Annotated in this window: 13 protein-coding genes; 4 read left to right on the top strand and 9 right to left on the bottom strand. The window is 70.6% G+C overall.

Annotated elements, in window-relative coordinates; all coding sequences use genetic code 11:
* Positions 1-137: 137 nt before the first annotated feature.
* Positions 138-902, top strand: a complete 765-nt coding sequence (locus K7C20_RS34350) for an SDR family oxidoreductase (RefSeq protein WP_030087632.1) — start codon at positions 138-140, stop codon at positions 900-902.
* Positions 903-932: 30 nt separating this feature from the next.
* Here K7C20_RS34350 and K7C20_RS34345 read toward each other — a convergent pair whose 3' ends face one another.
* The 5 genes from K7C20_RS34345 to K7C20_RS34325 all read right to left on the bottom strand — a co-directional run bounded on the left by K7C20_RS34345 (position 933) and on the right by K7C20_RS34325 (position 4,721).
* Entirely contained in the window at positions 933-1,682 is a 750-nt protein-coding gene (locus K7C20_RS34345; protein WP_030087630.1) for a 2OG-Fe(II) oxygenase, read from the bottom strand.
* Between the two features lie 68 nt (positions 1,683-1,750).
* Positions 1,751-2,263 carry a methylated-DNA--[protein]-cysteine S-methyltransferase gene (locus tag K7C20_RS34340; protein WP_030087628.1) on the bottom strand — a complete coding sequence of 171 codons (513 nt, stop codon included), beginning with the start codon at positions 2,261-2,263 and terminating at the stop codon, positions 1,751-1,753.
* Complete coding sequence (locus tag K7C20_RS34335; protein WP_053208991.1) at positions 2,260-3,780, bottom strand: AlkA N-terminal domain-containing protein; 1,521 nt, start codon at positions 3,778-3,780, stop codon at positions 2,260-2,262. Before K7C20_RS34335 ends, K7C20_RS34340 begins: the two co-directional genes overlap by 4 nt.
* Before the next feature lie 270 nt (positions 3,781-4,050).
* The gene (locus tag K7C20_RS34330; RefSeq protein WP_167352504.1) at positions 4,051-4,221 is read right to left on the bottom strand and encodes a hypothetical protein; all 171 of its coding nucleotides are present in this window, start codon (positions 4,219-4,221) and stop codon (positions 4,051-4,053) included.
* 272 nt (positions 4,222-4,493) lie between these two features.
* Positions 4,494-4,721 carry a hypothetical protein gene (locus tag K7C20_RS34325; RefSeq protein WP_030089478.1) on the bottom strand — a complete coding sequence of 76 codons (228 nt, stop codon included), beginning with the start codon at positions 4,719-4,721 and terminating at the stop codon, positions 4,494-4,496.
* 196 nt (positions 4,722-4,917) lie between these two features.
* Here K7C20_RS34325 and K7C20_RS34320 point away from each other — a divergent pair, with 196 nt between their 5' ends.
* Positions 4,918-6,135, top strand: coding sequence for a cytochrome P450 family protein (locus K7C20_RS34320; protein WP_409351333.1), 1,218 nt, complete (start codon positions 4,918-4,920; stop codon positions 6,133-6,135).
* A gap of 269 nt (positions 6,136-6,404) precedes the next feature.
* Here K7C20_RS34320 and K7C20_RS34315 read toward each other — a convergent pair whose 3' ends face one another.
* From K7C20_RS34315 to K7C20_RS34305, 3 genes are all read right to left on the bottom strand, one after another.
* Positions 6,405-7,301 (bottom strand): 2-hydroxy-3-oxopropionate reductase, encoded by an 897-nt coding sequence (locus tag K7C20_RS34315; protein ID WP_030076248.1) that lies wholly within the window; start codon positions 7,299-7,301, stop codon positions 6,405-6,407.
* 119 nt (positions 7,302-7,420) lie between these two features.
* Positions 7,421-9,202 carry a glyoxylate carboligase gene (gene gcl / locus K7C20_RS34310; RefSeq protein WP_030076247.1) on the bottom strand — a complete coding sequence of 594 codons (1,782 nt, stop codon included), beginning with the start codon at positions 9,200-9,202 and terminating at the stop codon, positions 7,421-7,423.
* A 1,046-nt stretch (positions 9,203-10,248) separates the two neighbouring features.
* Positions 10,249-11,511, bottom strand: coding sequence for an acyl-CoA dehydrogenase family protein (locus K7C20_RS34305; RefSeq protein ID WP_030076245.1), 1,263 nt, complete (start codon positions 11,509-11,511; stop codon positions 10,249-10,251).
* 159 nt (positions 11,512-11,670) lie between these two features.
* On the opposite strand from K7C20_RS34305, the gene K7C20_RS34300 reads away from it, so the two are divergent.
* Positions 11,671-12,318, top strand: a complete 648-nt coding sequence (locus K7C20_RS34300; RefSeq protein WP_030076243.1) for a TetR family transcriptional regulator — start codon at positions 11,671-11,673, stop codon at positions 12,316-12,318.
* A gap of 36 nt (positions 12,319-12,354) precedes the next feature.
* Here K7C20_RS34300 and def read toward each other — a convergent pair whose 3' ends face one another.
* Positions 12,355-12,915 carry a peptide deformylase gene (def, locus tag K7C20_RS34295; RefSeq protein ID WP_053209228.1) on the bottom strand — a complete coding sequence of 187 codons (561 nt, stop codon included), beginning with the start codon at positions 12,913-12,915 and terminating at the stop codon, positions 12,355-12,357.
* A 185-nt stretch (positions 12,916-13,100) separates the two neighbouring features.
* Here def and K7C20_RS34290 point away from each other — a divergent pair, with 185 nt between their 5' ends.
* Positions 13,101-14,339 (top strand): MurT ligase domain-containing protein, encoded by a 1,239-nt coding sequence (locus K7C20_RS34290; RefSeq protein WP_030985256.1) that lies wholly within the window; start codon positions 13,101-13,103, stop codon positions 14,337-14,339.
* The last annotated feature ends 35 nt before the right edge of the window (positions 14,340-14,374 follow it).

Here is a 14,374-nt window from a genome sequence, read left to right as displayed (position 1 = left end):
CGCGACATGAGCACGTAGTGAGCGACAGCAGCTCGTGAAGCATGGGCAGCCGGCATCCGGCTGCCGGAAAACATCACAGCAATCGACAGCAACCGGCGGCAGCACGCCCCAGCAGGAAACTGAAAGGCCGAACGAGCATGGGTGACCTCAACGGAAAGACCGCGCTAGTGACGGGATCCAGCCGCGGCATCGGCCGGGGCATCGCCCGGCGCCTCGCCGAGGACGGTGCGCTGATCGCCGTCCACTACGGCAGTAATGACGTCGCGGCAAAGGAAACGGTCGAAAGCATCACGAGCGCGGGCGGCCGGGCCTTCCCCATCCGTGCCGAACTGGGGGTTCCCGGTGATGTCGAAGCCCTCTTCACTGCCTTCGACACCGAACTCGCCGCCTGCGGTGCGGAACCGGGCCTCGACATCCTCGTCAACAACGCGGCGCTCAACTTCCCCGCGCGCATCGATGCGGTGACCTACGAGGAGTTCGACCGCACCATCGCGGTCAACACCAGGGCCCCGCTCTTCATCATCCAGAACGGTCTGCGCCGGATGCGGGACGGCGGACGCATCATCAACATCTCGTCAGCGGTGACGAGCACGGCGCACCCGTCGCAGATGGCCTACAGCATCTCCAAGGGTGCGGTGGAGACCCTCACCCTCACCCTCGCCAAGGACCTCGGTGAGCGCGGGATCACGGTGAACACCATCGCCCCCGGCTGGGTCGAGACCGATGTGACCGCGGCGCGGCGGGCGACGCCCGAGGGGCGGGCCGCGCTGGCGGCCTATTCGGTGTTCAACCGGATCGGCCGCCCCACGGACATCGCGGACGTCGCCGCGTTCCTGGCCTCGGACGACTCCCGCTGGATCACCGGTCAGCGCTTCGACGTCACCGGCGGCTCCATGCTCTGACCCGGCGGGACGGCCCTGGGCGCGGCGTCGTCAGGCGTCATGGAAGACCAGGCCCAGGGAGTGCCGTCGGCCCGAGCGGACGGTGCTCACACCGTGGCGTACCGGGCCGGCCGACCAGCCGCGGGCGGAGCGCACGGGGCGGTCGCGGGTGGTGAAGATCAGGCCGTGGCCCTGCGGCAGGACGGTGGTGGTGCCGCGGGACTGTGCGCGGGGCCGCTGCTCGACGAGCAGGAACTCACCGCCGGTGTAGTCGGTGCCCTGCTCGTCCAGGCCGATGACGACCTGGAGGGGGAAGACCATGTCACCGAAGATGTCCCGGTGCAGCGCGTTCCAGTCGCCCGCCCCGTAACGCAGCAGAATCTGCGAGGACTTGGCCTGCCCGGCCTCATGGCACAGGGTGAGCCACTCCCCCAGGGTGTCCGGCCAGGGCGCCGGTCTGCCGAGCTTGTCCGCCCAGTCACGCGCCGTCCGCAGCAGGTACGGGTAGAACGCCTCGCGCAGGGCCCGGACCGGTTCGGGCAGCGGGTCGGCGAAGTAGCGGTACTGGCCCGAGCCGAAGCGGTGCCGTGCCATGTCGATGGTCGAGCGGAAGCGGGAGGGCCGGTCGTACAGCGCGATGAGGTCGCGGCACTCGGCCGGGCTGAGCAGACGAGGGGTCAACGCACAGCCCAGCGCGTCGAGTTCGTCGGCCAGCGCCGCCCAGTCGGCGGCCCCGACGCGCTCGGCGAGCCTGGTAGTGCGGGCTCGGCGCTTGGTGGTCGTGGTGGTCGTGGTGGTCATGGTGTGCTCCAGGGGGGCTTCGGGCGGGGCGGTTCACGAGGAGCGGGGGCGCGTCCCGTACAGCGGGCTCAGCCGGCGTCCGGCGCGACACCCTCGATGCCGAGGAGTTGCCGCTTACGGACGGGGCCGGCCGCGTAACCCGACAGGGACCCGTCCGCGGCGATCACACGGTGGCAGGGCCGGACGACGAGCAGCGGGTTCGCGCCGATCGCCGTGCCGACGGCGCGCACCGCGCCCCGCGCCGCACCGACATCGGCGGCAATCGCCCCGTACGTGGTCGTGCTGCCGTACGGAACGGCCTCCAGAGCCTTCCACACGCGCCGTTGGAAGTCCGTGCCCCGGGCCGGTGCGTACTCGATGCCGAAACGGGTCAGCTTCCCGTCGAAGTAGGCGCGGAGCTGGCGGGCGATCTCGGCGAAGGCGTCGGGGTCGTACGTCCAGCCGTCCTGGACGGTCGCACCGCCCTTCTGGCCGGGCACGGTCAGCGAGACGAGCGCGGTACCGCCCGGTGCGGTCGCCGATTCCTCGCCCACCAGCAGGAGTTCGCCCAGCGGGCTGTCGAGGGTGGTGTAGAGCGTCATGGTCCTGTGCTTTCCGTGGTGGAGGGGCGGGTGCGCGCCGGCTTGGTGGCCGGCACGTTCCAGAAGTGGTGCATGGCGTAGGAGCGCCAGGGGCGCCAGGTATTCGTCCGCGCTGCCGGACCGGCCGTCGGGACTCCGGCCCGGCGCATGCCGGCCCGTACGGCCACATCGCCGGTCAGCAGCACGTCAGGGTCCCCGAGGGCTCGCATCCGGATGTAGCCGGCGGTCCACGGGCCGATGCCGCGCAGCCCGAGCAGCGCGCGCTCGGCCTCGTCCCGGTCGGCTCCGGTGTCCAGCGTGACGGTGCCGTCGGCGAGTGCGGAACCGAGGGTGCGCAGGGTCGTCCGTCGGGACTCGGGCATGCCGAGTTCCGCGAGCGAGGCCCCTGCCAGATCGTCGACGCGAGGGAAGAGACGGGTGAGCGCGCCGGCCGGCTCCGGCAGCGGTTCGCCGTACGCGGCGACCAGGGCGGCGCCGAGTGTGCGGCCGGCCGCGACGGAGACCTGCTGGCCGAGTACGGCACGGACCGCGAGCTCGTCCGGGGCGGCGGCGCCCGGGGACCGCAGTCCGGGGCGCTCGGCCACCAACCGTGCCAGGACGGGGTCCTCGGCGAGCCGCTCGGCGACCGCGTACGGGTCGGCGTCCAGGTCGAAGAGGCGCCGCACCCGCTGGCCTGCGGTGGTGAGATCGCGAAGTTCGGTGAGGCGCAGCCGGCAGTCCAGCCAGCCGTCGCCGGCCGCCTCGTCGACCTCGGCGATACCGGGGCCGTTCGGCAGCCGCAGGGTGCGCCGGTAGGTGCGGGCGCCGGGCCCTCCGCTGACCTCCTCGACGCCGGTGATGGCGCGCCGCTGGAGGTGGTCGAAGAGCTGCCGTGCCGCGTACGGACCGCGGAAGGCCAGCCGCAGCGGCAGCACCCCGGGCAGGGTATGCGGCGCCACCGGGCCGTATCGGGCCGTCTTTCCGGGGCGGGCGGCGCGCAGCTCGCCCGGGGTCAGTGCGTAGATCTCCTTGATGGTGTCGTTGAACTGCCGCACGCTGGCGAACCCGGCCGCAAAGGCGATCTCGGCCGCCTGCAGACCGGTGGTCTGGAGCAGGATCCGGGCGGTGTGCGCGCGCTGTGCCCGCGCCAGTGCCACGGGACCGGCGCCCAGCTCGGCATTCAGCTGCCGCTGCACCTGCCGGGCGCTGTAGCCGAGCCGGGCCGCCAGCCCGGAGACCCCTTCCCGGTCGACCACGCCATCGCTGATCAGCCGCATCGCCCGCCCGACGACATCGGCGCGGGCATTCCACTCCGCGGAGCCGGGCACCGCATCGGGACGGCAGCGCCGGCAGGCGCGGAAGCCGGATCCCTGGGCGGCCGCGGCGGTCGGGAAGAAGGCGACATTCCGGCGTCGGGGCGTGGTGGCGGGGCAGCTCGGCCGGCAGTAGATCCCGGTCGTGGACACCGCGAAGAAGAAGGCGCCGTCGAATCTGGCGTCCCTGCTGCGCACCGCCTCGTACCTGCTGTCCTCATGCATCACAGAGTCCACTGTGCAGCAGGTCAGACGGCGACGCTGGCGGAAATCGGACGGAGCGTTGGGCAGCCCGGAGAGCCTTGGCACGGGGGTAGGGGACGCGGGCGTCGGTTAACGGGCAGACGGGTCGCGGCCGGACCGGACGGGGGCACGGGACATGGCGGTGCTCGGGGTACGAAGTCCCCGGCGGTCGACCTCAGTTCCGTGGAGAAGGCCGGGCCGGAACGTCCCGGCGCGGCGCACACTCGCGCCAGGCGGCCTGTGCGGGACGCCCTACGACGCTATCGCTGCCACGACCACCAGGAACACGACCAGCGCGAACGTCTCCCAGCGCATTGCCCTCCGCAGGACGCTCACGCTCGGGAGGCTGCTCGACGACGAGCTGCGGCTGCTCATACCGTCGTCACCGTAGCCGCTGTCCCCCGAGTCTCCGCTGTCACTCACGCCGTACTCCCGCCCTCTTCTGCCGCACCTCATGAACTGACAGCCTTTCGACCGCCACGCAGCAGCGTATGCCTTGCGACCAGCACTGGTTTCAGGAGGTGCGGCTATGGCTCCGCTCCGGCTCCGGACGGTGGCTACGGCTACGGCTACGGCTAGCTAGGACTACGGCTACGGACGGTGGCGTACCCGTCGTGGCCCGTCCGTCCGAGCCTCGGCCCCGCCGACCGCCCCGCCGACTGCCCTGCCGCTGCCCGGAGGCACGGCACGCCGCGTCAGGCGGGCGGCATCGGCCAGTCGTCCAGTGAGCCGCCGCGCCACTCGACGAGCTGGGGGTCGTCCAGCGCAATGTCCTCTGCCTGGCCGGCGACGCCCGCGCGGCGGAGGAATTCGGCGACATCGCCACGACCGTGGGCCAGGCCGACGATCTGCCCACGTACGGTCACCCGTCGGCCACCGGAGGGCGTCGGCGGGTGCACGATGACGGGCGGGTGCTCGGTCATGCATCCAGCGTGCGCCGGGCTCCGCGCTCGCGCATTTCGACAGCCGCCGTGAGCATCAGTAACCGCCGTGCGCACCCATCCTTGCCCCTGCAAGCATTCACTAGGCTGGCCGGGTGGCAGGGGCATGGAGCGGGCGGGCGGTTGGTCCGTGGGGCCCCGGAACCTACCTCCCGCGACGAGGAGCAAGAGGCCGACCGTGAACAACCCCATGGACTCAGCGGAGTTCTCCCGGGACCCGTACCCGCTGCTCGCCGCCCTGCGTTCGCGCGGCCCCGTGCAACAGGTGAGGACGGGCAACGGCCGTACGACATGGGTCGTGACCGGATGGGCGGAGGCCCGGTCCGCGCTGGCGGACGCGCGGCTGTCGAAGGACACCGCCCGCTACTTCGCCGACCGTCCGGGCAAGCGCAACCTGGCCCCCGCCGTCAGCCGGACCATGCTCGCCACCGATCCACCGCACCACGGCCGGCTGCGGAAGCTGGCGATGAAAGCATTCACTCCGGCGGCCGTCGCACGGCTGGAGCCCCGTATCCGTGCGATCGCGGAGGAGCTGGCCGACGCACTGGCCGCGCGCGGGTCGGCGGATCTGGTCGAGGAGTTCGCCGCGCCGCTGCCGATCGCGGTGATCAGCGAGCTGCTGGGGGTACCGGAGCCGGACCGTGCGGCGGTCCGGCGCTGGTCCCATGACCTGTTCGCCGCGGCGGCCCCGGACACCGTGGACCGCGCGTCGCACGCCCTCAGCGACTACATGACCCGGCTGATCGCGGCCCGGCGCCAGGACCTCGGGGACGACGTTCTCAGCGGTCTGATCGCCGCCCGCGACGAGGCGGACCGGCTGTCCGAGACCGAACTCATCTCCCTGGCCGTGCTGTTGGTGGTCGCGGGCCACGAGACGACGACCCACCTCATCGGCAACGGGATGCTGGCACTGCTCCGGGACGACGCGCTCCGCTCCCGCCTCCGTGCCGATCCCGGCCTGCTGCCCGCCGCGGTCGAGGAGTTTCTGCGTCACGACGCCCCGATCACCCTCGCGACCTTCCGTTTTGCCACCGAACCGATCGAACTCGGCGGCGCCCGGATCGGTGCGGGAGAGGTGGTTCTGGTGTCCCCCGGAGCCGCCAACCGTGATCCGGCGCAGTTCTCCGCGCCGGACGAGGTACGACTGGACCGTCACGTCCGTACGGCGCACCCGGACCGTCCCGAGCGCCCGGGTGGACATCTCTCGTTCGGACACGGTCCGCACCACTGCCTCGGTGCACCGTTGGCCCGTATCGAGGCCCGGATCGCCTTCGAGGTGCTGCTGACGCGTTTCCCCGGCATCCGTCCGGCGGTGGCCAGTTGGGAGACGCTTGAGTGGCGGCGCACGCGTTTGATGCGCGGTCTGGCAAGCCTTCCGGTGCTCCTCGGCCCGTGAATCGGGCCGTACGCGAAAGTCCCGGCCGTCGAGCCGCCCCACATCGCCCCGTCAGGCAGCCACGCAGCATCCCAGCAAACCGCCGCCACACATCGCCCCACCGGGGCCGTTCCCACCGGCCCCGCAAGTGCCCTCCCCGTAGGTGCCTCTCCGGGCAAGTGCCCTCCCGGCAAGGGGCGCCCCACAGCAGACCGGCGCCGCGACTGCGGGTACGGCAGTCGCGGCGCCGGCCGATCCCGTGCGGCAACGGAGCGGTCCCGCGGAGCGGTTCAGTCTTCGGTGGTGTGTCCGGAGAGTCGTTCGACGCCGCGCAGGAGGGCGGAGTGGTCGAGGCCGCCGTCGCCTTGTGCGCGCAGGGAGGCGACGAGGTTGGCGACGAGGGTGCCGACGGGGAGGGCGGCGCCGACGGTGCGGGCGGCGTCGGTGACGATGCCCATGTCCTTGTGGTGGAGGTCGATGCGGAAGCCGGGCTGGAAGTCGCGGTTTTTGAAGTTGTCCTTTTTGCGGGTGAGGACGGTGGAGCCGGCGAGGCCGCCGTTCAGGACGTCGAGGGCGGCGGTGAGGTCGACGCCGGACTTTTCGAGGAAGACGACGGCTTCGGCGCAGGCTTGGATGTTGACGGCGACGATGAGCTGGTTGGCGGCCTTGACGGTCTGGCCGGCGCCGTGGGGTCCGCACAGGACGATGGTCTTGCCGAGCGCTTCGAGGATCGGGCGGGCGGCGTCGAAGTCGGCTTGGTCGCCGCCAACCATGATGGACAGGACGGCTTCGACGGCGCCGGCTTCGCCGCCGGAGACGGGGGCGTCCAGGACGCGGATGCCCTTGTCGGCGGCGGCCTTGGCCAAGTCGATGGAGGTCTGGGGGGTGATCGAGGACATGTCGATCAGCAGGGCGCCGCGCCGGGCGTGGGCCAGGATGCCGTCGGGTCCGTAGGCGATGGCCTCGACGTGGGGGGAGGCGGGGACCATGGTGATGATGATGTCGGCGTCGGTGACGGCTTCGGCGGCCGAGGCGGCCGTGGTGCCGCCGGCTGCGGCCAGGCGCTCGAGTTTGTCGGCTTCGAGGGTGTAGCCGGTCACCGTGTAGCCGGCCTTGATCAGGTTCTCGGCCATGGGGGAGCCCATGATGCCGAGACCGATCCACGCGATCTTGGGCAGATTGCTCATGAGGGTGCCTCTTTCGAAAAGCTGTGGGACGTCAGGAGCGGGCAGCACACGCAGGGATGACGGAGAGGTCGGGCGCGAGGACCGAGCGCACCCGGCTCATCGGCGAACCGGAGCCGGTCTCAGACCTTGAGCGGCTTGATCGCGGTGGGCGCGTGACCCGGCTCGGTCGCGATGTCCTCCCACTCGTTGACACTGGCGATATCGGAGCCACTCATCGAGATGTTGGTGATCCGCTCGAGGATGGCCTCGACGACGACCGGGACGCGGTGCTCGGCCGCCAGCTTCTTGGCCTCCTCGAAGGCGGCGCCCAGCTCGCTCGGGTCCGTGACGCGGATGGCCTTGCAGCCGAGCCCCTCGGCGACCTTGATGTGGTCCACGCCGTAGACGCCCAGCTCCGGTGCGTTGATGTTCTCGAACTCCAGGTTGACCTGGAAGTTGATGTCGAGGTTGCGCTGCGCCTGACGGATCAGGCCCAAGTACGCGTTGTTCACCAGGACATGCACATACGGGATCTTGTGCTGGGCGCCGACCGCCAGCTCTTCGAGCATGAACTGGAAGTCGTAGTCGCCGGAGAGCGCGACGACCGGCGTCTCGGGATCGGCGGTGGCCACCCCCAGCGCGGCCGGGATGGTCCAGCCGAGCGGGCCGGCCTGGCCGCAGTTGATCCAGTGGCGCGGCTTGTAGACGTGCAGCATCTGCGCGCCGGCGATCTGGGAGAGACCGATGGTGGTGACGTAGCGGGTCTCCGGGCCGAAGGCCTTGTTCATCTCCTCGTAGACCCGCTGCGGCTTCATCGGGATGTCGTCGAAGTGCGTACGGCGCTGCAGTTGCGCCTTGCGCACCTGGGTGGCGGCGGCCCAGTCACCGCGGTCGGGCAGCTTGCCTGCGGCCTTGAGTTCCTTCGCCACCTCGACGAACAGCTCCAGCGCGGCCTTGGCGTCCGAGGCGATGCCGTAGTCCGGGGCGAAGATCTTGCCGATCTGGGTCGGCTCGATGTCGACATGGACGAACTTGCGCCCCTGGGTGTAGACGTCCAGCTTGCCGGTGTGGCGGTTGGCCCAGCGGTTGCCGATGCCCAGGACGAAATCGGACTCCAGGAAGTTCGCGTTGCCGTAGCGGTGCGAGGTCTGCAGGCCGACCATTCCTGCGTTGAGCTCGTGGTCGTCGGCGACGATCCCCCAGCCCATCAGGGTGGGGACGACCGGGGTGCCGGTCAGCTCGGCGAACTCGACCAGCAGCTCGGAGGCGTCGGCGTTGATGATGCCGCCACCGGCGACGATCAACGGGCGCTCCGACTCGTTGAGGAGCGTGAGCGCCTTCTCGACCTGGGCGCGGGTCGCGGCCGGCTTGAAGGCCGGCAGCGGCTCGTACGTCTCGGGGTCGAAGTCGATCTCGGTCAGCTGGACATCGATCGGCAGGTCGATGAGGACGGGGCCGGGGCGTCCCGAACGCATCAGGTGGAAGGCCTGCTGGAAGACGCCGGGGACCTGCGCGGCCTCCATCACCGTGGTGGCGGCCTTGGTGACCGGCTTGGCGATCGAGGCGATGTCGACGGCCTGGAAGTCCTCCTTCTGGATCACCGCGGTCGGGGCCTGGCCGGTGATGCACAGGATCGGGATCGAGTCACCGATCGCGGAGTAAAGGCCGGTGATCATGTCCGTGCCGGCCGGACCGGAGGTGCCGATGCAGACGCCGATGTTCCCCGGGTGGGTCCGGGTGTAGCCCTCGGCCATGTGCGAGGCGCCCTCGACATGGCGGGCCAGCGTGTGGTCGATCCCGCCCGCGCCCTTGAGGGCTGCGTAGAACGGGTTGATCGCGGCACCCGGCACCCCGAAGGCGTTGGTCACGCCCTCACGCTTGAGGATCTCCACCGCGGCGCGGGCGGCTGTCATTCGAGGCATCGAGTACTCCTGCGTCGACCTGTCACGGGCAAGCTCCGACGAAGGGCCGGAGGTACTTAATTCCGCATCATGGAATTAATGTTTTGCTTTATGGAAGGAACGTAGAACGCGGCGCCCCCTCCGTCAAGGGGATGCCGGGCGGCTGGCACCGGAAGGTCCGCGACGGGGGCAGGCGCGGGCGATGCCGCGAGGGCACGCGAGACCCGCAGCACGAGGGAGTGAGGGAGCGGCCCGGGGGCGAGGCGTGCCCCACCCCCGCGGACGGCCCGGCGGAAACCGTCGACGGCGCAAACGGGCACCCCATGACCGGAGTTGTCCCGGCGTTGCCCGGACCGCACCACGAGGCACGACAAAGCCCCACCACACTCGCCTTGCGGTGGGGCCCCTTCACCGGCGGTCAACAGGTCCCGCTGACGGGAATCTCTCCCGCCTCGCCCCAAACGGCGACCATGACCAGCCCGTTCTCCGAGTGCTGCCATTCAGGGACGGCAGCACGCCAGACAATTGGCTGTCACCCCCACCAAGACCGAAGTCCGCCGATGCGGTCGGTGCACATCCCGAGCGGAGGGCAAGATCCCGCTTACCTCGTCGGCCAAGGCGACGCGGAGCCGGCCGCTATGCACTGATTGAACGTTGAATGAGCACTTTTCGACAACGCCCCCCATCGTTGTCGACAACGCCCGCCATCGTTCTCGACAACGCCTGCCATCGCTGTCGGCGACCTCTGACATCGCTGTCAGCGAGGCCGGATCGGCGGCACACGGAAGCGCCGCGCCCGCCGGGCCTTCCGCGCTTCGACATCCACCTCCACGGCGCCCGGCCGGCGCCGCCGGGCCCATGCGGCAAGCGCGTTCCGGTCGTGGCGGCGGGGCGCCGTACCCCGCCATCGAGGGATCTTTCCAGTGCGCCGCAGCCGTCGAATCGAGCTTCCGCCTATCTCCGAAAACCCGTTTCCAGGGTGCGACAGGAACAGGAGAAGCCCCGCCCGGTAACCGAGCGGGGCCCTATGCAAAAAACCGCTACACGCGTCCTACTGCACGCATCCCTCAGCGGATCGGCATTCCCGAAAGCGTACGAGCGATCACCAGTCGCTGGATTTCGCTGGTGCCCTCGAAAATGGTGTAGATGGCGGCGTCGCGGTGCATCCGCTCGACCGGGTATTCACGGGTGAAGCCATTTCCGCCGAGGATCTGTACGGCCTGAGCGGTGACCTTTTTGGCGACCTCGCTGGCGAAGAGCTTCGACATGGAGCCCTCGGCGGAGGTGAAGGGCTTGCCGGTCACCGCCATCCAGGAGGCGCGCCAGACCAGCAGGCGGGCGGCGTCGATCTGGGTGCGCATATCGGCGAGCTGGAAGGCCACGCCCTGGTTGTCGATGATCGGACGGCCGAACTGGGAGCGGGTTTTCGCGTACTCCAGGGCCTCTTCGTAAGCCGCGCGGGCGGTACCGACGGCCATCGCGCCGACGGCCGGGCGGGAGGCCTCGAAGGTGGCCATGGCGGCGTTCTTCACCCTCCCCCCCTCTCGGCTTCGCTCGAGCGAGGGGACCCCCACGCCACCGCTCTTGGCCTTCTCGTGGGCACGGGCGAGGCGCTCATCGAGCTTCTCCTTGCCGCCGAGCAGACAGTGGCCGGGGACCCGGACGTCTTCCAGGACGACCTCGGCGGTGTGCGAGGCGCGGATGCCGTGCTTCTTGAACTTCTGTCCCTGGGAGAGGCCGGGGGTGTTCGGGGGGACGATGAAGGAGGCGTGCCCCTTCGAGCCGAGGCCGGGGTCGACGGAGGCGACGACGACATGGACGTTGGCGATGCCGCCGTTGGTGGCCCAGGTCTTGGTGCCGTTGAGCACCCACTCGTCCTTGGCCTCGTCGTAGACCGCGCGGGTGCGCATCGCGGCGACATCCGAGCCGGCGTCCGGTTCCGAGGAGCAGAAGGCGGCGACCTTGACATCGTTGGCGTCGCCGTACATCTGCGGGACCCAGGTGCCGATCTGCTCCTCGGTCCCGTTCGCGAGCACCCCGACGGCGGCGAGCCCGGTGCCGACGATCGACAGACCGATGCCGGCATCCCCCCAGAAGAGTTCCTCCATGGCCATGGGGATGCCGAGGCCCGTGGGGTCGAAGAACTGCTGGGCGTAGAAGTCCAGGGAGTACAGACCGATCTTGGCGGCCTCCTGGATCACGGGCCAGGGGGTCTCCTCGCGCTCGTCCCATTCGGCGGCGGCGGGGCGCATGACGTCCGCGGCGAAGCCGTGAACCCAGTCACGGACTTCCTTCTGCTCGTCGTTGAGCTCCATGGTGAACTCGGCCATGTCCCCTCCAGTGCTGCACGCATTACGATGTTACTAGCGGTAACCCGCAGTGTGTTACTCGCGAGTAAGCTATGTCAACTCCTCTGGCGACATTCACGGAGGAGTTCGGGTGTTACGTTGCGCGAGCGCCACGGATTCACAAGGGTGGGGAGCACGACCATGGAAAGCACAGAACATCGCGGCCGCCAGCAGACGGCGACCGAGCGCAGACGGCGGGAGTTGTTGGAGGCCGCCGAGCGCATTGTGCTGCGCGACGGCCCGGACGCGTCGATGAACGCCATCGCCGCCGAGGCCGGTATCACCAAACCGATCCTCTACCGGCACTTCGGCGACAAGGGCGGGCTGTACCGCGCGCTCGCCGTACGGCACACCGATGCCCTGCTGGCCAATCTGGCGACCGCACTGGACGCACCCGTCCTGCGCCGGGACCGGGTCGAGGCCACCCTCGACGCCTACCTGCTCGCGATCGAGGCCCGGCCGCAGGTGTACCGCTTCCTGATGCACCCGTCGGACGGGGACAACGCGTCCGAGTCCGGCTTCGACGTGGGACGGCACTCCGCACCGCTGCTGCGCCGGCTCGGCGAGGAGCTGGCCAAGGTGATCACCGACCGGCTCGACCTGGGGCCGGGCGGCGAGCTGACGGCACGCGTATGGGGACACGGCATCGTCGGCATGATGCACGGCGCCGGCGACTGGTGGTTGCGGGAACGCCCTTGCACGCGCGAGCAGTTGGTCAAGCAGCTGGCCGACCTGCTCTGGGGTCAGCTGGTCGCGGTCGAGGACCGCGCGGACGGCCCGGGCTTCTGAGCCGCGGACCATGATGCGGCGGGAGGCGCCGCCCGCTCAGCGGCCGGACGCCCCCGCCGTCGCCGCCCACGGGGCCTTGGCCGCGGCGCGCAGCGCCCGGCGGCGGCGCAGCCCGGTGAGGCGGTCGACGTACAGCCCGCCGTCGAGGTGGTCGCACTCGTGCTGGAGGCAGCGGGCGAAGAAGCCGGTGCCGGTCACCGTCCTGGGCTCGCCGGTGACGCTGAACCCGGTCACGACGGTGTGGTCGTGGCGCGGGGTGCCGGCCTCGATGCCGGGAACCGAGAGACAGCCCTCGGGACCGCGGACGACCGGGCCGTCGACCTCGACGAGCCGGGGGTTGACGAGATGCCCGAGATGACGGCGGTCCTCGTCGTCGGGGCAGTCGTAGACGAACACCCGCAGCGGGACGCCGATCTGATTGGCGGCAAGGCCCACACCGTCCGCGGCGTACATCGTCGCGTACATGTCCTCGACCAGCCGGGCCAGCTCACCGTCGAAGGCGGTGACCTCCTGACAGGGCCCGGTCAGGGCCGGATCGCCGAGCAGGCGCAGCGGGCGGGGGCGGCCGGAACTGCCGGGGATGGTGCGGGGAGACATGAGGGCAAGGGTACGGTCCGGCGCGCCCGGGATGTCGCCGGACGGGTGGCGGGGTTCGGGCCCGGGGCCGGATCTCGATAGGCTGATCCCCGACCGAAGCCTCGGCCGGTCATCGGCTGCGGAGGAAGCGTTCCACCGGCAGCCTCAGGGCAGGCGGGCGCCGGATGCAAGGAGGATCAAAGACGATGGCAGGCAACACGGAGCCGCTGTCGCCGCGGGCCAAGCTGGCCGTGACGGCGGGCAAGGCCGCGGCGGCGGTGTCGCGCGCGGCGGGCCGCGGCAGCGGATCGGTGATCGGTGGCCGGGTGGCGCTCAAACTCGACCCCGACCTGCTGGCGCGGCTGGCCCGGCACTTGGACGTCATCCTGGTGTCGGCGACCAACGGCAAGACGACCACGACGCGGCTGATCGCAGAGGCGCTGCGGGCCAGCGGTCCGGTGGTCTCCAACGCGCTCGGCGCCAACATGCCGGCGGGCATCACGTCCGCGCTGGCCGGTGGATCGGACGCCCGCTACGGCGTCATCGAGGTGGACGAGAAGTACCTTTCCGGCGTGGCACGCGATGTGACGCCCAAGGCCATAGCGCTGTTGAACCTCTCGCGCGACCAGCTCGACCGCGCCGCGGAGACCCGGATGCTGGCCGAGCACTGGCGCGAGGGCCTGGCCGGTTCCAAGGCCCTGATCATCGCCAACGCGGACGACCCGCTGATCGTGTGGGCGGCCTCGTCGTCCGCGAATGTGGTGTGGGTCGCGGCCGGGCAGGAGTGGAAGGACGACGCCTGGTCCTGCCCCTCGTGCGGTGGCGTGATGCAGCGGCCGAGCGACGACTGGTTCTGCGGCGAGTGCGGCTTCCGTCGCCCCACGCCGAGCTGGGCGCTCTCCGGCGACCATGTGCTCGACCCGCACGGCAGCGCGTGGCCGATCAAGCTCCAGCTGCCGGGGCGCGCCAACAAGGCGAACGCCACCACGTCCGCCGCGGTCGCCGCCGCGTTCGGGGTGCCGCCGCAGGTGGCCCTGGAGCGGATGTACTCGGTGCAGGCAGTGGCCGGCCGCTACGACGTGGTCACGTTCATGGAGCGGGAGCTGCGGCTGCTGCTGGCGAAGAACCCGGCCGGCTGGCTGGAGACGTTCTCGCTGATCGACCCGCCGCCGACCCCGGTGATCATGTCGGTGAACGCGCGCGGCGCGGACGGCACGGACACCTCCTGGCTGTGGGACGTCGACTACACCCGGCTGGCCGGGCACCCGATCTTCGTGCTCGGCGACCGCAAGCTGGACCTGGCGGTGCGCCTGGAGGTCGCGGGACTCGACTTCCATGTCTGCGAGAGCCTCGACGAGGCGGTGGGCATGGCGCCGCCCGGCCGGATCGAGGTCATCGCCAACTACACGGCCTTCCAGGACCTGCGCCGGCGCGTGGGCAACTGAGTGTGGTCCACCGACGCTACGGACAAGGACGAGCG

It is taken from the genome of Streptomyces decoyicus (genome assembly GCF_019880305.1).
Lineage (GTDB): Bacteria > Actinomycetota > Actinomycetes > Streptomycetales > Streptomycetaceae > Streptomyces > Streptomyces decoyicus.
Note: the sequence above shows the minus strand (reverse complement) of the source record. Positions and strands in the feature narration are given on the sequence as shown.